Annotated in this window: 19 protein-coding genes; 4 read left to right on the top strand and 15 right to left on the bottom strand. The window is 37.9% G+C overall.

The genetic code is table 11. The features are described from left to right. The first annotated feature begins 203 nt into the window (after window positions 1-203). Window positions 204-1,463, top strand: a complete 1,260-nt coding sequence (locus tag ACTHOQ_RS14850; protein ID WP_440496928.1) for a polysaccharide deacetylase family protein — start codon at window positions 204-206, stop codon at window positions 1,461-1,463. A gap of 317 nt (window positions 1,464-1,780) precedes the next feature. Here the strand turns inward: ACTHOQ_RS14850 and ACTHOQ_RS14845 are convergent, their stop codons facing one another. The 9 genes from ACTHOQ_RS14845 to ACTHOQ_RS14805 all read right to left on the bottom strand — a co-directional run bounded on the left by ACTHOQ_RS14845 (window position 1,781) and on the right by ACTHOQ_RS14805 (window position 10,407). Continuing rightward, window positions 1,781-2,155, bottom strand: a complete 375-nt coding sequence (locus ACTHOQ_RS14845; RefSeq protein WP_440496927.1) for a DNA polymerase III subunit delta — start codon at window positions 2,153-2,155, stop codon at window positions 1,781-1,783. Between the two features lie 217 nt (window positions 2,156-2,372). Next, window positions 2,373-2,813 (bottom strand): NUDIX hydrolase, encoded by a 441-nt coding sequence (locus ACTHOQ_RS14840; RefSeq protein WP_440496926.1) that lies wholly within the window; start codon window positions 2,811-2,813, stop codon window positions 2,373-2,375. Between the two features lie 66 nt (window positions 2,814-2,879). Beyond that, window positions 2,880-3,095: a hypothetical protein gene (locus ACTHOQ_RS14835; RefSeq protein WP_440496925.1), complete on the bottom strand. Its 216-nt coding sequence runs from the start codon at window positions 3,093-3,095 to the stop codon at window positions 2,880-2,882. Between the two features lie 191 nt (window positions 3,096-3,286). Continuing rightward, a complete protein-coding gene (locus ACTHOQ_RS14830; RefSeq protein WP_440496924.1) occupies window positions 3,287-4,075 on the bottom strand; it encodes an HAD family hydrolase in 789 nt (262 codons plus the stop codon). 235 nt (window positions 4,076-4,310) lie between these two features. After that, window positions 4,311-4,556 carry a DUF3006 domain-containing protein gene (locus ACTHOQ_RS14825; RefSeq protein ID WP_440496923.1) on the bottom strand — a complete coding sequence of 82 codons (246 nt, stop codon included), beginning with the start codon at window positions 4,554-4,556 and terminating at the stop codon, window positions 4,311-4,313. Continuing rightward, entirely contained in the window at window positions 4,543-5,751 is a 1,209-nt protein-coding gene (locus tag ACTHOQ_RS14820) for an MBL fold metallo-hydrolase (RefSeq protein ID WP_440496922.1), read from the bottom strand. Before ACTHOQ_RS14820 ends, ACTHOQ_RS14825 begins: the two co-directional genes overlap by 14 nt. 120 nt (window positions 5,752-5,871) lie before the next feature. Then, window positions 5,872-7,293, bottom strand: coding sequence for a tetratricopeptide repeat-containing diguanylate cyclase (locus ACTHOQ_RS14815; RefSeq protein ID WP_440496921.1), 1,422 nt, complete (start codon window positions 7,291-7,293; stop codon window positions 5,872-5,874). An 18-nt stretch (window positions 7,294-7,311) separates the two neighbouring features. Then, complete coding sequence (locus tag ACTHOQ_RS14810) at window positions 7,312-8,724, bottom strand: diguanylate cyclase domain-containing protein (RefSeq protein WP_440496920.1); 1,413 nt, start codon at window positions 8,722-8,724, stop codon at window positions 7,312-7,314. A gap of 180 nt (window positions 8,725-8,904) precedes the next feature. After that, window positions 8,905-10,407 carry a coproporphyrinogen III oxidase gene (locus tag ACTHOQ_RS14805; RefSeq protein ID WP_440496919.1) on the bottom strand — a complete coding sequence of 501 codons (1,503 nt, stop codon included), beginning with the start codon at window positions 10,405-10,407 and terminating at the stop codon, window positions 8,905-8,907. Window positions 10,408-10,689: 282 nt separating this feature from the next. Between ACTHOQ_RS14805 and ACTHOQ_RS14800 the strand changes: the two genes are divergently transcribed. After that, window positions 10,690-11,061 (top strand): hypothetical protein, encoded by a 372-nt coding sequence (locus tag ACTHOQ_RS14800; protein ID WP_440496918.1) that lies wholly within the window; start codon window positions 10,690-10,692, stop codon window positions 11,059-11,061. 103 nt (window positions 11,062-11,164) lie between these two features. Here the strand turns inward: ACTHOQ_RS14800 and ACTHOQ_RS14795 are convergent, their stop codons facing one another. Continuing rightward, on the bottom strand, window positions 11,165-11,509 hold the full coding sequence (locus tag ACTHOQ_RS14795) for a YlbF family regulator (RefSeq protein ID WP_440496917.1): 345 nt from the start codon (window positions 11,507-11,509) through the stop codon (window positions 11,165-11,167). Between the two features lie 22 nt (window positions 11,510-11,531). Continuing rightward, window positions 11,532-12,677, bottom strand: coding sequence for a DUF445 family protein (locus ACTHOQ_RS14790; RefSeq protein WP_440496916.1), 1,146 nt, complete (start codon window positions 12,675-12,677; stop codon window positions 11,532-11,534). A 108-nt stretch (window positions 12,678-12,785) separates the two neighbouring features. Between ACTHOQ_RS14790 and ACTHOQ_RS14785 the strand changes: the two genes are divergently transcribed. Together ACTHOQ_RS14785 and ACTHOQ_RS14780 are read left to right on the top strand one after the other, a co-directional pair. Continuing rightward, window positions 12,786-12,995: a YheE family protein gene (locus ACTHOQ_RS14785; protein WP_440496915.1), complete on the top strand. Its 210-nt coding sequence runs from the start codon at window positions 12,786-12,788 to the stop codon at window positions 12,993-12,995. 522 nt (window positions 12,996-13,517) lie between these two features. Continuing rightward, a complete protein-coding gene (locus ACTHOQ_RS14780) occupies window positions 13,518-14,825 on the top strand; it encodes a hemolysin family protein (protein WP_440496936.1) in 1,308 nt (435 codons plus the stop codon). A 51-nt stretch (window positions 14,826-14,876) separates the two neighbouring features. On the opposite strand, the gene ACTHOQ_RS14775 is transcribed toward ACTHOQ_RS14780, so the two are convergent. The 4 genes from ACTHOQ_RS14775 to ACTHOQ_RS14760 form a co-directional block, all read right to left on the bottom strand. Next, window positions 14,877-15,524 (bottom strand): response regulator, encoded by a 648-nt coding sequence (locus tag ACTHOQ_RS14775; protein ID WP_440496914.1) that lies wholly within the window; start codon window positions 15,522-15,524, stop codon window positions 14,877-14,879. Window positions 15,525-15,535: 11 nt separating this feature from the next. Then, window positions 15,536-16,648: a GAF domain-containing sensor histidine kinase gene (locus ACTHOQ_RS14770; RefSeq protein ID WP_440496913.1), complete on the bottom strand. Its 1,113-nt coding sequence runs from the start codon at window positions 16,646-16,648 to the stop codon at window positions 15,536-15,538. A gap of 124 nt (window positions 16,649-16,772) precedes the next feature. Beyond that, entirely contained in the window at window positions 16,773-18,053 is a 1,281-nt protein-coding gene (locus ACTHOQ_RS14765) for a DUF4179 domain-containing protein (protein WP_440496912.1), read from the bottom strand. Continuing rightward, the gene (locus ACTHOQ_RS14760) at window positions 18,053-18,556 is read right to left on the bottom strand and encodes a sigma-70 family RNA polymerase sigma factor (protein ID WP_440496911.1); all 504 of its coding nucleotides are present in this window, start codon (window positions 18,554-18,556) and stop codon (window positions 18,053-18,055) included. The genes ACTHOQ_RS14765 and ACTHOQ_RS14760 overlap by 1 nt, the downstream gene beginning before the upstream one ends. Between the last annotated feature and the right edge of the window lie 93 nt (window positions 18,557-18,649).

The following is an 18,649-nucleotide window of genomic DNA, read 5'->3' as shown; positions in this document are numbered from 1 at the left end:
AAGACCATCCATCAGTGTTTTTTGATTTTTTCAACATATTTTCTTTTGAAATGCATAAGTTTAATAGACTATCTTTTCTCTTGTAGTTCAAAATCAGTATTTAAGGAACCGTTTATTTATGTTTGGCGAATGGGATTGTATACTAGGTATATTAATTAATATTTTACTATACCGTTCAATTTTACCTAAAGGGAGTTTTCTATATGAAAAAAATATTTTCCTCATTGTTTACCATTCTATGTATTGCTATTATTTTCTTAGTTTGCCCGCATAGCGCTCATGCACATACTCCTATCACAATAAAAACAACAACGGCAGAAACAGACATATTCAATGAAACTTTACAGGAAAAGATCATTTCCCTCTCAAAAGCAACACCGCTCATCGTTCTCTCAGAAAAGGATGATTGGACAAAAGTTCAATACAAAACAACGACCGGCTATATTAAAAGCGAAATTTTAAAATCTGCATCCCCTCAATATATGCTCGTAAATGCTAAAAATGAGCCGCTTGTACGCGTAACGAACACACAACAAAGCGATATAATAGGGAAACTTTATATAAATAGTATTGTAGAAGTGTACGGTTCTGCTTCTACTGACTTCGTTTTCGTAAAATACGGCAATACGGCAGGCTTTGTAAATAAGCATGCACTCGTGCAGCCTACAGCAAAAGCGATGACAGTAAAAAGTTCTGCAGATTTAGTCGTCCGATCTGCCGCCAGCCCATCCAGTGGCGAAATTGGGGTTTTACGTAAAAATGCGAATGTCACAATGCTTACAAATTTAAAAGGATGGGCGTTTGTCGCAACCGATGAGCTTTCTGGCTATGTGCTTGCAAGCGGACTGAAATCTCCTGACAAAAAAGCCGAAGCACCAAAGCCGCCCAAGCCTAAAAGCGGGAAAAAAATCGCCTTAACATTTGATGATGGCCCACATCCGAAAGTGACGATGCAAATTTTAAAAACCCTTGAAAAATATGATGCAAAGGCAACATTTTTCGTTATTGGTCAAGAGGCGAAAAAGTATCCTGAAATTTTAAAAACGGTGTATGAAGCAGGTCATGAAATCGGCAACCATACATTCAATCATACAAAACTCACAACGTTATCATTAAAGCAAATGAAGGGTCAAATTCAATCCACAGATGCTGTGATTAACGCGGCAATCGGTCAAAATGCAACGGTTTTTCGTCCGCCTTATGGTGCGTATAATAAAACAATCGTCAATCAATTGAATGTTCCGATCGTTATGTGGACAATCGATACGCTCGATTGGAAGCATCGCGATCCAGAAAAAACCGTGCTTGCGGTGAATGAACAAGCAAAAAACGGCAGTATCATTTTAATGCATGATATCCACCAAACAACGGCGGATGCTTTGGATACGATCCTTTCTGCCTTACAAAAACAAGGCTATGAATTTGTAACCGCTTCGGAATTACTGGAAGTACAAAAACGCTAGTGTCCGATAATTAATTATTACTTATTATATATTTTAAAAATACTTCAGAATTAGATAAATATTAAGTTGCGGTGTTTTATTGGCGGAAGCCGCACAACAGCAATAAAGGAACGTGGTAGGCGCCGTGCATACTCGCAAAAGACCTTCCCTTTTATGAAGTAAAATGATTTATTTATCGCAATAGAAGTTTTGCTGCACTATTTTATTTGTGCAGCAAAGCTTTGTTACTTTTGTACTTGCCTGTCAATATCTAAAATTTCCTTTCCTAATAAAGATGTAAGGGACTGTTGAAAAGTTAATTTCAACAGTCCCCGTTTTTAATTAAATGACTTTAAATGCAAAAAAGACAATTGTTCATTAAGTGGTGTCAGCCGTATTTCATTGAATACAATCGTCGTGAAATCATAGTTTTGCGCTACTCCCGCTGCAGCAACGGCAACTAAAAACAGTGCCCCTGCCGCGATGAATGCCGATAAAATCTGATGGGCCTTTTGCATCTCCCTATTCGAACTTTTCGCCTTTTTGCCGCGTACGAGCTGAAAGAACCGGTCCTTGTTTTTAGGTAAAGCGAATACATGTGTACAAGTTACGCAGAGATATGCCGTATGATGATTTAATGTCACCGGATTCACTTGAATTGTTTCACTTTTACGCCCACAATTTTCACAGCAGCATGCATTATAATTTACCATCCAAAAAACCTCTTTCATTTCTTTCATATATTGCATTATATCACAAATTTTCTGAAAATTGTTTATTTTGGAGACATCCGATGTAAAAAACGCACAAACTAACAATGTTTCTGCATTGGAATAAAGATTGATTAAAAAATATCCTTCATTCCTTATTTAACAGCAACTACAAAAGCCCCATCCTGAAAAATGATCGATCAAAATTGATGAAGTATAACTAATATTTCACATGCAAATTATCTTGTAGTACTTTTTCTGCAAGTTTAATGTTTTCTTTTAGAAATAAAGGTAGTTCCGTATGTGCAAGAATCTCTGATGTAGTCATCCAAATAACATCATCCACTTCTTCAGAACTTTTAGCGTAAGGTTCTCCAGATTTATGATGACATAGGAAAACTATATCGATTACATTTATTCCTGATTCCGTCACGAAGGAGGAGCTATTTACATATTTAATGCCTGTAATTTCGCTACCTACTTCTTCAAAAACTTCTCGTTTTAATGTTCTTTCCAGGATATCAGATGAATCACCTTCAATTTCACACTTTCCGCCTACTAATGAGAGACCTCCACCAGCATGCTCCTCCTTTTCACTTCTGCGGATTAAAAGCCATTTCTCATTGCGACGAATTGCCCCTTCTACATTTACTACAAACATAAAATCCCCCCTGAAATTCCCAAAGCGTTGTATGGGATCTTTTTGCCATTTAGTCATCTGTATATTTTATATATTACATTTTAATTTCTTTAAATTTAAAATACGTTTTATATCAAAAAAGGCTATCGTCCCACAAATTATTACCCCTGCTGATAACAATGCTGCCATAAACCAATTATCTCCCCAACTTTCAACAGCACTGTATAAACAAGACATGGCAACAATTAATGCAGCATAATTTTCTCGCCATTTTTTAAGATTAGAAATCTCTTTCTTATTCATTCTTTATCACCTCTTTTCTTACATAATTTTATATAGTTTATTTAATAATACGAAAGCAACAAAACAGTTCAAACATATTTGCTATATAAAATATGTTTGAACTCTTTATTTACATATGTTTGAATGTCGTTATCCTAAGATAAATCCATGATTAATCTGTTTCACAAAACTACCGTAGTGTATTTTTAACACTATAATGCTTTCAATAGCTGCAAAAACTCTGTTAATGATGTCACTTCATAAGTTGGTGCAATGTCCGGATTTTTACGTTTGTCTTCACGGTTAATCCAAACATTTTGCATACCGACACGAGAAGAACCTAAAATATCGGTCATTAAATTATCGCCGACCATAATCGCTTCATCTTTTGTCACCTGTGCTTTGTCCATGACGAATTCAAAGATGGATGCATCCGGTTTCCCTTTGCCAAAGTCGCCTGAAATGACGATATGGTCAAAATACGGCACAATTTCCGGTGTGATCTCCAACTTCAAATTTTGTAAGCTTGGTGCACCATTCGTTAGCAGAACGAGCTGGTACTTCCCCTTTAATTCATCCAATACCGCAAATGTATCGTCATAGAAAAATGGCGACTTTTTACGTTCTTCAACGAAACGCTCCCCTAGTTCCGCCCCTAAATCGGCATCTTCAACCCCTACAGCAGCCAATCCATCTGTCCAAGCTTGTGCACGATAGGCTGGCACAATTTCTTTCATTTGCAAAAACTGTGGTGTAGGATCATCAAATGTTCCCCAAAGTCCTTCAAATGGGTTAATGCCGATCAACACGGTATAATCATATGTTGGATAACTTTCATACAATACACGCGCCGCTGAACGTACTGCTTCTTCCAGTTCGCCAGGGTCCACGTTTCTTTTAGCTGCTGCATATTCGCATGTTTTTTCAAATGCTGTTTTTACGGATTTCTGGTCGAATAATAAAGTGTCATCTAAATCGAAAATGATTGTTTTGATTGCCATTGTTACGCTCCTAAAATTAATATATGTACATATATATTTTACCATACTAAAGCATATTGTTTTTGTTGCTTTTTGATTTTTCCGAATTTTTATAGTCAGAATAGATTATATAAGGCCTTTCAGCCGAAAAAAATAGCACATAATAATAGTTCAGCTTATACTTTCCTATCCACAAAAATTGAAAAAGGGTATGTTAAAAGTCAAAAAACCTTTAACACACCCTTTCATTATAAACTTATTCCCTGTTTTTCAACTGCTGCAATAAATCATTTACATTTTGTTTTTGTTTAGCTGTTTCTTCGTGCAGCACCTCAATTTGATAAGCGAAGCCGTCATCTTGAATGTGAACGACATCACCCTCTTTCAGCTCTGTTGAGATTTCTGTACGGTGAATGAGGAGCTGCTCCGTTTCTTCAGGATGTTTCAAAAAAATTGCGTACTCTCCCTCAAACCGGTCTAGCGTATATTTATTGTAGTTCACTTACAATTTCCCCCTTCGCATTTTTTAATTGGGCTGCATCGCCGCTATTTAGCCAAATTTGCCTTTTCGTCCACTCAATTGAATCCGCACTCGTTTTTGCATTTGGCCCACTTGTAATATTAATTGTTTCCCCTTGTGCAAGGATTATATTAGGGAAGTCAAAAACTTGATTACCTTCCATCGAAACAAGTTGCCAGCCTTGTAGATTGACCGCTTCACTGCTATTATTTTGGATTGCTACAATTTCGGCATGAAGGTCTTTGCTTATGAGCTCCACTTTCCCTTCTGTCTTCTTTGCATTCGGCAATGTAACAGAACTTGTGGCACCAATGCCGGTCCACTCTTGTGCATCAATACCATATGTTGCACCATCCGTTTTTACGACGATCGTCCCCGCTTCTGCAGTGCTGTAAATTTCGCTGCCTGTCTGTTGTAAAACATCAATCACTTCAGCATGTGGATGACCGTATTTATTGTCCTGTCCATAGCTTAGTATAGTTGCAAGCGGGCTTACTTCCTTTACAAATTCAAGCGAACTGCTCGTATTCGATCCGTGGTGCCCCGCTTTTAAAATGGTTGCCTGCACATCTATTCCTTTTCGCAGAAGCTCGCGTTCAATCCCATGATCTGCATCCCCCATCAATAAAAAAGAAATATTGCGATAGACAACGCGCAAAACAATTGAGGCATCATTGTTATCGGAAGCCGTTTCATCAGCCCCAATCACTTCTATATCGAGCTCATCATCGAGTGTAAGCTGATCTCCCGCTTTCGGAACGGTAAAACGAATATTTTTATCCTGGATTAAGCGTAGCATTTCCTCATAAGTTTGCGACGTATGTACTTTTCCCGAATCGATAAACTCCTTTATGGAAATCGAATTCAATACGGCAATGAGCCCGCCAATATGATCCGCATCAGGATGTGTAGCTACTACATAATCCAGTCGCTCTACTCCATTCGCTTTCAAATAATTGACGAGTTCTTTTCCTGCGCCTTTTACGCCCCCGTCAATGAGCATCGTCTTTCCGTCTGGTGCTTGTATGAAAATCGAGTCCCCTTGACCGACATCAATAAAATGCACAGTCATCTCCTTGCTCTGTCCTTCACTCGGTTGTTCGGGCCGCTCTGTTATTTCCTCACATCCAGCCATTAACATTAAAGCTGTCATTAATAGCAATATAAATTTCTTCATTATGACAAATCCTTTTCTTGTTCTCTCTTATTAGTTTACACAAGTTTGCTTGATTATAAAAATATCCCTTGCTCAAAAAAAGGCTCCTTCGCATTAGAAGAGCCTTTGTAAATCCGCCTGTTAAAAATTGGTTCTCAGCGTATATTGATTGCGTCCATTTCTTTTTGAATGATACAGCGCATCATCGGCTTGTTTCATTAGCTGATCGATTGAAGTGAATTGTTTAAATTGCATTGCAGCCGCCCCTATACTTACTGTAATGGCATAATTTTTCCCGTTCACTTCATACTTTATTTCAGAAAGCGCCTCATGAAGCGGGGCAATAATCTCTTCCATTTGCCGGACATCCTGCAATTTTGCCATCCCTACAAATTCATCTCCCCCAAAACGGGAGAAAATCGTCGCACTATTGGATAAAATTTCTTTTCCTGTTTGAGCAAGCTTTTTGATCACTTCATCTCCTACTAAATGTCCGTGCACATCATTTACTTGCTTGAAATGGTCAGCATCGAAAATAAAATACATATAATACTGCTTTGGATTTTCTTCACTGTCCAGCCATTGCTGCGAAAACTTTTCGAAATATCTTCGGTTCCGGATATTTGTCAATGGATCCAAATAAATTTGATCTTTAAATTTCCTTTTACTCAGCAGTAGTTCGACTTGTTGGATTTTTACTTTATAATTTTTTTGCTGCGCCAATTGGATGGAATCGATGTATTCATCATTTGATTCAATAATTTTTTTGTTATCTTTTAATAAATTGGCCGTTTCCACAATATTGCGGTTCACTTCCTGCAAAAAATTATAGTCTTCGTTTGCTATTGCCAAAGCCTTTACTTTTTGCAGTAATGTATATGCTTCCTCATAATATTTCATCGCAATATACCATTTTGCCCTTGTTGTATACAATTCGCTCAAATTCCGCGTGACAGCTTTTCCTTCGACAAGCTTGGACAATGCGTATAACAGCTCATTGGCCTCATCCAATTTCTTCAGTTTGATATATACTTGCGTTATATTTAAATGCAAGCGGAAGTAAATTTCCGTAGATTGGGAATTTTCAAGCTGTCCGATGTATTCCAAGCTCTTTTTCCCATGCTTTAATGCCAGTTCGTATTGCTTTTTCCGATCATAATAGACGACAAAATGATTGTGAAGGGTTGCAAGCACTTCATGATCTGCAGCCTCCTCCGCCAAATCCTTCGCTTTATTCAAATAAAAGTAAAACTCCTCTTGCTCCTGCAGCGAACTATGAATCTCCGCCAGCCCTTGATATAATCGCATTAAGTGAAAACGATTATTGCTTTCTTGAATGAGGTTCTGATAATCCATCAATGTACTTAATGCAAACTCCAGATTCCCCAAGCTATAATAGGCATTGCTTTTTTCTAAATTAAGCTCGATCAGATACCGCGGGGAATTCATTTCTTTGGCAATTTCAATCGCTTTTTCGAGAAGCTCAAAAAAATCATCAAACTGCTTTTCCCTTTTTAGCGTTTTTAATGTCGTTAACAGTTCTTCTAATTCGACCATTATCATAATTTATCACCTATATTTTTATGTGAAAATAGTAAATTGGTTTCTCCCATTATTTTTTGATTCATACAATGCTTGATCGGCTTCATGGAATAATTGCTCAAGATTCTTAATGTCTTTTTTTCGTTCCATACTAAGCCCTATACTTATACTGATCGGATAAAGTAAATTATTTGCCTCGAAATGCAGGCTGCGTGAAAACTCATGGAATTGCTTCGTAAAATCTTCCAGCTCCCCTGGTGTTCCCGCATGCAGAAACATGACGAACTCATCCCCGCCGTAGCGGCTGAATATCGCAGGTGTATCCTTTATAAACAATTGAACTTCTGCGGCTAATATTTTTAACACTTCATCGCCAACTAAATGTCCGTGCTCATCATTTATATGTTTAAAATAATCAATATCAAAAACCAAATACGCTATAAAACGATTGTCCGGAACAGTTTCCAGTAATTTGCCGCTTTGAACTTCCATATAGCGGCGATTGTATAAATTCGTTAAGGCATCGCGGTTTGTGCTATCGAACACTTCCGTTTTGCGCATCGTATATTCCATATGCATTGCCTGCTGCAGAACATTTTTCTTTTGCTGAAGCAGCAATGTTTTAATAAACATTTGCTGCTTCTGGATGATGAGCTGTTCATCACCAATTTGCTTGCTATATTTTATCAGGTTTTTCTGGACATCCTTTAATAGCGCTAAATCCTCGGTATCTACAAGCTTTCTCTGAAGCTTCTCCAGCATTTTAATTGCAACAGAATACTCTCCTTTTTTCGCAAAAAATTTTGCAATAATAATTTGCAAATTTAGATGATGGCGGCGATTTGAATTTTTTTTGTTGCTTTCACTTAAAATGCGTATTAACTCTTCTACCTCTTCCAAACGATTATAATGCAAATAAATATTCGCCAAATTATTTTGGACACTCATCGTCAATGATGAGGGAAAGCGATATTTCCGCTTATGCTTGTTTAAATATTTGATCGATTGCTCCGCATATTGCAGTGCAGGCTCGTAATTGCCCAAAGATAAGTAACTGTAGCATAAATTATTCGATATTTCCGTAAGTAAATTAATATGGTCAAGCTGTTCCGCCAAAGGAATCATTTCCAGCAATGATTCGACTGCGCTTTCATAATAGCCAGCAGCTATTAATAGCGAAGAACGAACATTTTTGAAATTTAAAATTTGCATAATCGTGCCGTATTTATTGATGAACACTGCCTGACTTGTTAAAAGCTCGAATCCAGATTGAACTTGACCTGTTCGTATATATGCATTTGCCTTAAATATCAATAAATTAATAAGCTGTTTTTTTGCACCATGCATTTCACAAATTTTAATTGCGGGATCTATTAAAACAAAAAAATCTTGATAATGGGATTTTTGCAATAAACCTTCCAATGTTTTTTCTAATTCTTCGACGCGCTCCATTTCATCCACTCCAAAGTAAACTATCCTTTTCAATATTTATCCCCGATTAACGGACTGTAAAACTCCCATCTTCAAGCTTTGGAAAACTATGCAGCATAGATGGTAGACAATTGTCAATAACCCGATTGTTGAAGAGCAGCAATCCATAAGGGATGAGACCCCGCTAATTGGAGCTTCACTTTAAGAATATAGCTCTTCCAAAATTGCGATTTTCTTTGCGATCGCCTCTTCGAACGTCATAATATAGGCTGCCGGATCTTTTGGATTGTGGAATTGTGTGATCTTCCCTGTTTGTGGGTGCACAAATTTTGAGGAAGCTCCGCAACCAATGCCTAAAATCGTTTGCACTTCCTCCATAATGACAATATTGTAAATCGATTCTTCGGCCGGTTTGCAATATCCGACATTTTCCAGATTCCCTAAAATGTTTTTTTGGCGATATAAATAATAAGGGACATAGCCATTTTCAGCTGTCCAATCTGTTGCCATCTGCATCATTCTTCCAACTGTATCACGATCGGCTACTTTATATTTATCCTTATTGCGCGTCATTTCTGATGCACGTTTAAAGCTAAGTGTATGCACCGTTAAACTTTCAGGTTGCATTTTCGCTGATTCATCCAAGGAATGCTGAAATTCTTCAATACCTTCGTTCGGTAAACCAATGATTAAATCCATATTAATATTGTTCATGCCCGAATTGCGCGATAGCCAAAACTTTTCCACAGTTTCTTCCACAGTATGATGGCGGCCGATCGCTTTTAATGTTTCTTGTGTATAGCTTTGCGGATTGACGGAAATCCGGTCAATGCCCCATTTTTTCAAAACTTCAATCTTCTCCGGTGTAATCGTATCCGGACGCCCTGCCTCCACTGTTATTTCGCGAATCAGTTCCGTATTTGGAAAAGCGTCAAACATTGTTTTATATAAGGCGTCCATTTCATGTGCTTCAATAGATGTAGGTGTTCCCCCGCCCCAATAAATAGAAGTAATCCGCATATTTTTTTCTGTCAGCCATTTACCCATTTCACGCAGCTCGATGTGAAGACCATCAATAAACTTTTCTACACGACCTGCCTTACGATTTGATTGAATCGCATAAGCCGGGAATGTACAATAAGCACACATTGTCGGACAAAACGGAACGCCAATATAAATTGAGATTTCCTTTCCAAGTTCGTCCAAATCCGGTATAACTGTAAGTTGGCGCTCAACAATCGCTTTCATCAATGCAATCTTTTGATCTGAAATTCGGTAGTCCTCTTTCAGTACCGCTGCAATCTGCTCATCATTCATGCCGGCCTTACGATATTTATGATAAAGCTTTGTCGGGCGGACACCTGTTAAAATCCCCCACTGCTGTGTCATACCCGAATATTGTTCAAGAACATCCAGCATGACATGTGACAGTGCTCGCTTCATCCGGATGTTTTGCTCTTTTTCTGTGCCTTCAGTCGTATACTGAATCGAATAATCACTCGTATATTCTTGACCATCCACTAAAAGTTTGGCATAAGTGGAAATCGTAAAATTTTCATCGATTGCCTTCTTAAATTCAATCGACATATCCGAACCGTCCTGTCCAATCTGAATAACGGAATCCTCGTAAAATAAATTGGCTATATGATTAAGAACACGTGTCCAGTCTTCTTTGAATTGCTCATTAATATGAATCGTTTTCATGCTGTTTCTCTACTTTCTTATATAAATAAATGCAAAATCTCTCTCATTGTAACAAAAAATGCTTTATAAGGAACAACCGATGTTTTATCCTGCTAAAACTTTGCACACTTTTAACCTAATTTTAACGTATGAAGATTATAATTAATGTGTATTATACGTGATTATGAGTAGTTTTCACTATAGAAACGGTAGTAACATGACATTTTTTGGATATTATTATTAGACTTTGTTATCAGTATATTTTATACTTTAAGTAATTGAATAATTTACGGAGGTGACAAAATGATACTTTCCCAAATAAAGCCTAAAACGAATTTTGCTAATATTATTGATCATCTATCTCTTAGCATTCATCAATTTGACTTGGATCGCTGTGATGAGCGGACGTTTTACATTACGATTGAAGTTAAATATATGGATGATTCGACTATTTGTGACCTAATTTTCCTAATCGATCGCGATGAATTATTTGGAGCTATTTCACTAAATAATTTATACGAAAATGTCCAGCGTTTTTTCATGCAGCATTTTCGATATCAGTTGTTGTACACAGATGAAATGCAGATTGCCAAAATTATTACAACACATCCTCAATTTTCACAGCGCATTCGCATTTATTCACAAAAATATCCTAAACATACTATCCGATTATAAAAATTACATTCCGCAAAAATACATTTTCCTTACGTAGATTTCCTTGAATACTATATTTTTTACTACTAAAAAAGGGACACACAAAAGTGTGGGCCCCTTTATTTTATAGTCCGTCGTATAAAGATTGGATTGGCTGTGTAATAATGCGGTTTACTTCTTGAATAACGGCGCTTAATGCCATTTCCGCTTCCAACATTTCCAGAATTTTCACATTTTGCTGTGCTAGCTGTGCTGTTTTCTGTAAAAATACATACTCTTCCTCAGAAATTTCTTCACCGGCATTTTGTTTATTTTGCAGCTTTAATTGAACATCACGGAAGTTCGTAAATAACACTTTTGCTTCTTCATCTTCACGCACTAATTCCACTGCTTTTTGTAAATTCACAAATTCGTCTGTCTTGCGGAATGTTGCCTGCAGCTTATTGATATCTTCATAAATATTAATCATATAATTGTCCTACTTTCTAATTTTAGTTCGTCATAAAGACGATTAAAGCTTGTATGATCCCGACAAGACCACCAATAATACCGCCTAGCCATGTAATCAATTTCAGCTCTTTGCTAATAATGCCCAGCACGAGCTCTTCTAATTTGGCAATTGGGAAGGAGTCTACTTGCTCGCGTACAACTTCAGCCAAATTCAGTCGTTTTAGTACGTCTTCGATTTTTCCTTCCGCTGCAATGAATATTTTATCCATCAATTTAGGAAGCAGGTCATTTGCAGCCCACTCTTTCCCTTGTGGCCAATAGTCATTAATCGTTTTATCAAGGCGCGCTTCCAGAGCAAGTGCATTTTTTGCATAGCTTTGGATACTCGCTTCAATCGTATCAAAGTTTACATCATTCATAAAGTCCATTGCTGGTCGATTTTTAATTTTCTCCCATTCAGCTGTAAAAATCCGGTGTAGAAGTGCTGCTGTACCTGGTGCTTGTAAAAATTTTACAAGTTCACGCTGCACTTTATCAACAAATGATGAAGAGTCCCCTAAAAACATTTGAATCATGCCGCCAAATGAACCTTTTGTCGATAAGAAGTCATCCAGCATATTTTTGATTGTCATCGTACCTTCCGGCGACAGAAAATATTCTTCGCCCTTTTGCAAAATCTGTACGACTGCCTCCTCTATTTTCTGATCTAATATAGGCTCTAAATCCATTGGCAGCAGTTCGCGGATTGACTTCGTTGATAATGTGTTTTTTACTGAAGCAAATTGAGTGTGGATAAGTTCATCCACTTTCCCTTCCACTGTTTGTGGTAATTGTGTGAAACCCGCCAATCGTATCCAATCATTCATCGTTTTTTCATTTGTAAATACTTCTTCTGCCACTTTATTTTGTGCAAAGGTTAATACATTTGTGCGGATTTCTTCTGATAAAAATTTCTTTTTAATCGTTTCCGGTGTCAATAAATATTCGGAAACTGTTTTTCCTAACTGAATGGCTAAATCTCCGCGGCGCTTTGGGATAAGACCTGGCGTCAACGGCAGCTTCCATTTTTTTAGGTAAATTGGTTTATACGGTCTAAATAGCATTTTAATCGCCATATAGTTTGTCGCAGCCCCGACGACCGCCCCGACAACACCTAGCAGGAATAATAGCGAAATAAATTCTCCCATTTTGCTCACTCTTTCTTCATCATGTATATGTTCTATTATTAATTTCATAAAAGAAAAATTGCAACAATGTGCTACTTTCTTGTACGATTAAATGGGGAGGGAAGTTTCATGATTCAACATTTTAGCTATAAGCCACTATTTGAAAACAGTCAAATTCCTGGTTGGTCCATTAGTTTCTTCTATGAGCAAAAGCGTTATTCAGCGGAATATTATAAAGATGGAAGCATCGAATTCACAGGTCTATGTCCTTCAGATGCACAAAAAACGACAATTGAAAAAATGATTCATGAATTAATGCTCTTTCATGTTTATGAATAAAAGGAAAGAGGGGCGCCCGAAAAAGAATTTTCGGACACCCCTTTTTATGCGCGATTCGAGCTAATCATAATTCAATAGCTGGCTAAGGGAAATTATAGTTGCTGGCTTTTCCTACTCATTCCCGTCTATTAAATTATCACTATCTACTATTTAACAGTAGCATATTTAAATTAATATTTCAATTTTCTTGAAATTAACTTAAATAATTGATGCTTCACCATAAACTAGGTTTGATTTAATTTTATTATCCTTAACTTAAGTAAAAAATCTAAAGAATTTCTCAAAAAACATCGTTTATTTAAACTTATAAAAAGGCATATTTATGTATACTGTCCATTTTATTTATTCAATGATTTTTTTCCTCATTTTTCAAATTCATAATTTGTTTTTTTTGCGCAAATATTTTATGATTGTAGTATTAAAATTTTTTTAGGAGGTGTACTCTTTATTTGCCACGCTCATTTGCGCCGCAAATAGGGAATATATTTGGACGTAGACATAGGAATCGAACTAACCATTAGGTTGATAGCATTTGCTATCTTAATTGCTGCTACGGCATTTTTCGTTGCAACTGAGTTTGCAATAGTTAAAGTAAGAACGACAAGAATTGACCAGCTCGTGGCGGAAGGAAATAAATCCGCAATACGGGCAAAAAAAGTAATTTCCAACTTGGATGAATATTTATCCGCTTGTCAGCTTGGAATTACGATTACTGCATTAGGACTTGGATGGCTTGGAGAACCAACTTTCGAAATTATTCTTCATCCTATATTTGAGTTCTTCGGCCTAAGTGGTAATATCACATCTGTTCTTTCATTTATTGTTGCCTTCTCACTCGTAACGTTTTTACACGTTGTCGTAGGGGAATTAGCACCAAAAACTCTAGCTATTCAAAAAGCAGAAGCCGTAACATTGAATCTATCAGGAGTATTAATTCTCTTCCATAATGTCATGTACCCTTTCATCCGTGCTTTAAACGGATCGGCACGTGCATTAACTGGGATTTTCGGTTTAAAAATGGTTTCTGAATCTGAAGAAGCGCACTCTGAAGAAGAGCTTCGCATGATTTTATCGGACAGCTTCAAAGGTGGAGAAATTAACCACTCTGAGTATGAATACGTAAATAGTATTTTTGAGTTTTCCGATCGGATAGCGAAGGAGATAATGGTACCTCGAACTGAAATTATAAGTATTGAAAGAGGTCAAACGATTCGCGAAGTATTTGAAGTAATGGGGATTGAGCAATACACGCGTTATCCAATTACTGATGGCGACAAAGACCATGTAATCGGTCTCGTAAACATGAAGCATTTATTGACAGCTTATATTAAAGACTCTGCGAATGGAGATAAGCTTGTCGAAGAATATATGCAGCCTGTTATTCGTGTTATTGAAACAATACCAATTAGTGATTTATTATTAAAAATTCAAAATGAACGTATTCACATGGCTATTTTAATGGATGAATACGGCGGCACTTCTGGTTTAGTGACAATTGAGGATATTATCGAAGAAATCATCGGCGATATTCAAGATGAGTTTGATGAAGATGAAATTCCTGAAATTCAAGAAATCGCTGAGGACCATTATATTTTCGATGCTAAAATGTTAATTCAAGATATGAATGATATTTTAGGGACAACGATTGAAGATGAAGATATCGATACAATCGGCGGGTGGTTCATGACACAACGTTTTGATGTGCAGGAAGGCGATACGATTGAAATGGAAGGGTATCGATTCAAAGTGACTGAGTTGGACGGTCATCATATTTTATATTTGGAAGTAACAAAGCTCCCTGTCTCTGAAGCATTGGACGAGGACATGTAATATTCAAAAAGAACGCTGCCTTTTCCATTTAAAAGGCGGCGTTCTTTTTAGTTATCCTTCATTCGTTTCTGTTAAATTATGCTTGACTGCGTAAAGCGCTGCCTGTGTGCGATCTTGTACTTGGAGCTTAGTGAAAATATTGGATATATGTGTTTTGACAGTTTTTTCTGTTACGTATAGTGAAGAGGCTATTTCCCTGTTGCTTTTGCCTTTTGTAAGCTCTGCCAATACATCTTGCTCGCGTGGTGTAAGCGGATTTAAAATGTGGGGCTTCTTTTCATCCTCGCGCAGTCCTTCCTCTAACTGTGTTGTAGCTTCCGGGTGGATCGTATTTTCGCCGCGCATTATTTGGCGTATTGATGCAACTAAATCGTCCGGTTCAATATCCTTTAATTGATAACCTGATGCGCCTGCCTCCATCGCCGGCAATACATGATCTTTATCCGAAAAACTTGTCAGCATGAGCACCTTTATATTCGGCCACTTCTTTTTAATTTTTTTCGTTGCTTGAATGCCATCCATTTCAGGCATGACTAGATCCATCAGCACAATATTCGGAGATAGCCGTTCAACAAGCTCGACTGCCTCCAACCCATTTTTAGCCTCGCCTACAACTTCAATATCCTTTTGGGTTTTCAAGAAAAATAACAGCCCCCGTCTCACTACATGATGATCATCTGCGATTAATACCCGTATCATCGAATTCCCCCCTAATATGGTAAACGAATTAATAATTCCGTTCCTTTTCCAATTTCACTTACCCAGTCCGCTGTTCCTCCTACTGCATGTGCCCTGTCAATGATTGATTGCATGCCAATTGATGGAATATGGCGATGGGCCTCCATATTGAAGCCCCGTCCTTCATCTTTGACGACGAGCAATACATCAGTAGCCGTTACGTTAATGTAAATTTCCACATTTGTCATGCCTGCATGTTTCCGCACATTATTTAATGCCTCCTGTGTAATTCGAAAAAGGGTTTCTTCTATTCTGGAAGGAAACTGAATAACGCCTGAAACATTGACTGCAAGCTTTAGATTTAACATTTCCGCATATACTTTTATCGCTTCGATTAACCCGCTTTCCAACCCTTTAGGCCGCAGCTGCCATATGAGGGCGCGCATTTCCGTCAATGCTTCTTGTGTAAGCTGCTGGATATCCTTAAATGTGGCTTTAATATGCTGCTGTTCACTCATTTCGATGCCTGCACGGGCCGTTAGCGTCACAGAGAACAGCAACTGGTTTACGGAGTCATGCAAATCCCGTGCCAGCCGATTCCGCTCTTGGACGAGGGCAATTTCCTGCTGTTCATTTGTTAAATAAATGCGTTTAATCGCTGAGCCCATTTGAAACGCGACTGATTCAAGTAAATCCAGCTCCTCATCGGTGAAACGGACCGTATTTTTCGATGCAACATTGAGCAGCCCGAAGCGTTCTTGACCCGATTGCAATGGAACCGTTGCATGATGCGTAATTTCGTTATGATCACCAACTTCTGCTTCGATCGCACCTTCTATTCGCTGGCATTCTATTATATTCGAAGCTTTATTTAGCTCATCATTGCGGAAACGCGACACACACCAGCAGCCCCCACGCTTTAAATGCTGGCAATCATTATAGCTGAGCGCTTCCGGCAAATTCTGCTTCACGACAAGCTCCGATTTCCCCTTCTCATCGATAAAGAAAATCCAGCCTGTTTCGAATTTCGTCCCGCTTAAAAACTTGGAAAGCGCGCCATTCAGCATCGGAACCATTTCGGTTTCCTCATTTAATAGTTCGGCAATTTCTTTTAGTATCGCAATATTGGAATGGTCTTTTGTCATTGGCATTCGTCCTTTACATCCTACTCTTTCCTTTATCATAACATGAGCATAAATCAATGCGCATTGCTATATACCTCATACTTTTGGATGAAAAATCCCGATGCAGAATACATCGGGAATTGGGTTAATCATGTAATGGAATGTTCACTTGTGCCGTTCCTTTCAAAAATATGGGGTAGCTGTTGAAATAGATTTTTATCGGGTTTTGTACACCTTGCAAGTTATAGCGAACTGTCCCCTCATGATAAGAATCATCCATTCCCGAGATGGATGAGCTTTTTTCGTTTATATACTCTCCATCAGCGTCCGTTGCATCACCGAACAACTGACGATAATGCCCCATATTCACTGGTTTGTATTGCATTTTGAATTGAAGCGGTGAAATCTCCACTTTAGATAAATCAACAAAATCAGGTGCAAACAGGACTTCCTGCTTCTCAAAGTCAACTTCTATATAATCCTGTCCTTTAGGTAAAGCTTCCACCTCAGCTATTTTTAACGTGAGCGACTTAGGCTCTCTAAAATAATTACTTTGCAAATAATGGGTCATCGTATTCTCATCTCCCGACCCCAATCCAACAATTCCACCGGATATTTTCCCCCACACTTCATTGTTTTCATCCAGTAGTACAATCGAGTTAAAACTTAATATACGCTTGTCATTTGTTGGGTCGACTGCAATTACTACACCTGCACGAAGCGGTGAAATGCGGAGCTCTTTTACAGTGAATCGCTGCCCTTCTATTTCCAGCTGTTCATTAATTGTATATACTTTCGTTTTCTTGATTTCATTTTTCAATTCGAAAGGAACGCTGATCGTTTCGTCCTTTAAAATGAATCGTACTTCGAAGTTCCGTTCGCAATAATCCATTCCCTCGTCTGAAGCAATTTCAATTGAATTTGCAAATTCATACATTCCCTCATCAATATAATTACTATAGGCCACCCCTGCTTTAACTGGCTCTCCATTTTGAAGCACTTCAATTTGCATATCTTTAAACTTATTCAAATCCTGTTCACTGCTTAACCGGTACATTATGAACATCCCTGTTTCGTCTGCTATTACTTCTTCAATTACTGCTTTGATGCCTGATTGTTCAGAAGAAGCATAAATTTTTTCATTATACCCCTGCTCCAGCACATCTTCTAATCCTTTATTACGGGTAATGAGTTCCACAATCGTATCAAGGCCCGGTACTTTAGCGACTGCATATGCGATTGTCGGCGAAAAACGGATCGATAATATAAAAAGACAAATAACTGCTGCTGCCACAAAAGATGCCACAAAGCGTCTCTGTCTTTTTTGCTCTGCTCTTTTTTTCGTTAGTGCACGCGCTCTTGCTGCTGTTAATGCTTCATGTGGAGTATGAAGCGTGCTTAAATATTTTTTTAGCTTGTCTTCCATTATCGTTCACCTCTTTCAGCTAAAATACTTCGAAGCTTTCGTAGCTTATGATGCAGGCGAGATTTAATCGTTCCTTCTGACACGCTCTGAATTTCGGCAATTTCCTTCATTTTCAAGTCCTTAGAATAACGTAAATAAATGAGTTCCTGCTGCTCGACCGGAAGCTTGGCAATAACATCTGCAAGCTCCAAAGGATGTGCCGCATCATTTGGAATTTCTATCTCCTCTTTCAATTCATATCGTGCTTGCTTGTTTTTCATATCGAGGCAAATATTGATTAAAATGCGGATGAGCCATGTCTGGAAATATTCGGGCTGTTTGACCGTATGTATCTTTTTTAGACAGCGGTACGTCATTTCCTGAATCGCATCAACTGCATCATGCTCATTATTTAAATATGCAAAAGCTATTTTATATAAGCCTTCTTCGTAGCTTTCCAAAAGCTTGACAATCGCTTGCTCATTTCCCGCAATTGCGCTTTTTATTAATTGCTGTTCATTCATTGAAGCTACCCCCTTACCTATTAGACATGGATAAAACCCATTTCGTTCAAATAAAAAAAATCCTGCCATCTTTTACAATAGCAGAATTTCCCT

The organism is Solibacillus silvestris (genome assembly GCF_051967575.1).
GTDB lineage: Bacteria > Bacillota > Bacilli > Bacillales_A > Planococcaceae > Solibacillus > Solibacillus silvestris_B.
This window is presented reverse-complemented; position numbering and strand designations above follow the sequence as displayed.

Coding starts and splice junctions, on each gene's coding strand:
- ACTHOQ_RS14760 (WP_440496911.1), bottom strand. CDS start 18,556: ATGAATGAACAGCAATTAATAAAAAGCGCAATTGCGGGAAATGAGCAA.
- ACTHOQ_RS14835 (WP_440496925.1), bottom strand. CDS start 3,095: ATGAATAAGAAAGAGATTTCTAATCTTAAAAAATGGCGAGAAAATTAT.
- ACTHOQ_RS14765 (WP_440496912.1), bottom strand. CDS start 18,053: ATGGAAGACAAGCTAAAAAAATATTTAAGCACGCTTCATACTCCACAT.
- ACTHOQ_RS14845 (WP_440496927.1), bottom strand. CDS start 2,155: ATGGTAAATTATAATGCATGCTGCTGTGAAAATTGTGGGCGTAAAAGT.
- ACTHOQ_RS14850 (WP_440496928.1), top strand. CDS start 204: ATGAAAAAAATATTTTCCTCATTGTTTACCATTCTATGTATTGCTATT.
- ACTHOQ_RS14785 (WP_440496915.1), top strand. CDS start 12,786: ATGATTCAACATTTTAGCTATAAGCCACTATTTGAAAACAGTCAAATT.
- ACTHOQ_RS14840 (WP_440496926.1), bottom strand. CDS start 2,813: ATGTTTGTAGTAAATGTAGAAGGGGCAATTCGTCGCAATGAGAAATGG.
- ACTHOQ_RS14800 (WP_440496918.1), top strand. CDS start 10,690: ATGATACTTTCCCAAATAAAGCCTAAAACGAATTTTGCTAATATTATT.
- ACTHOQ_RS14820 (WP_440496922.1), bottom strand. CDS start 5,751: ATGAAGAAATTTATATTGCTATTAATGACAGCTTTAATGTTAATGGCT.
- ACTHOQ_RS14830 (WP_440496924.1), bottom strand. CDS start 4,075: ATGGCAATCAAAACAATCATTTTCGATTTAGATGACACTTTATTATTC.
- ACTHOQ_RS14790 (WP_440496916.1), bottom strand. CDS start 12,677: ATGGGAGAATTTATTTCGCTATTATTCCTGCTAGGTGTTGTCGGGGCG.
- ACTHOQ_RS14810 (WP_440496920.1), bottom strand. CDS start 8,724: ATGGAGCGCGTCGAAGAATTAGAAAAAACATTGGAAGGTTTATTGCAA.
- ACTHOQ_RS14775 (WP_440496914.1), bottom strand. CDS start 15,524: ATGATACGGGTATTAATCGCAGATGATCATCATGTAGTGAGACGGGGG.
- ACTHOQ_RS14805 (WP_440496919.1), bottom strand. CDS start 10,407: ATGAAAACGATTCATATTAATGAGCAATTCAAAGAAGACTGGACACGT.
- ACTHOQ_RS14770 (WP_440496913.1), bottom strand. CDS start 16,648: ATGACAAAAGACCATTCCAATATTGCGATACTAAAAGAAATTGCCGAA.
- ACTHOQ_RS14815 (WP_440496921.1), bottom strand. CDS start 7,293: ATGATAATGGTCGAATTAGAAGAACTGTTAACGACATTAAAAACGCTA.
- ACTHOQ_RS14795 (WP_440496917.1), bottom strand. CDS start 11,509: ATGATTAATATTTATGAAGATATCAATAAGCTGCAGGCAACATTCCGC.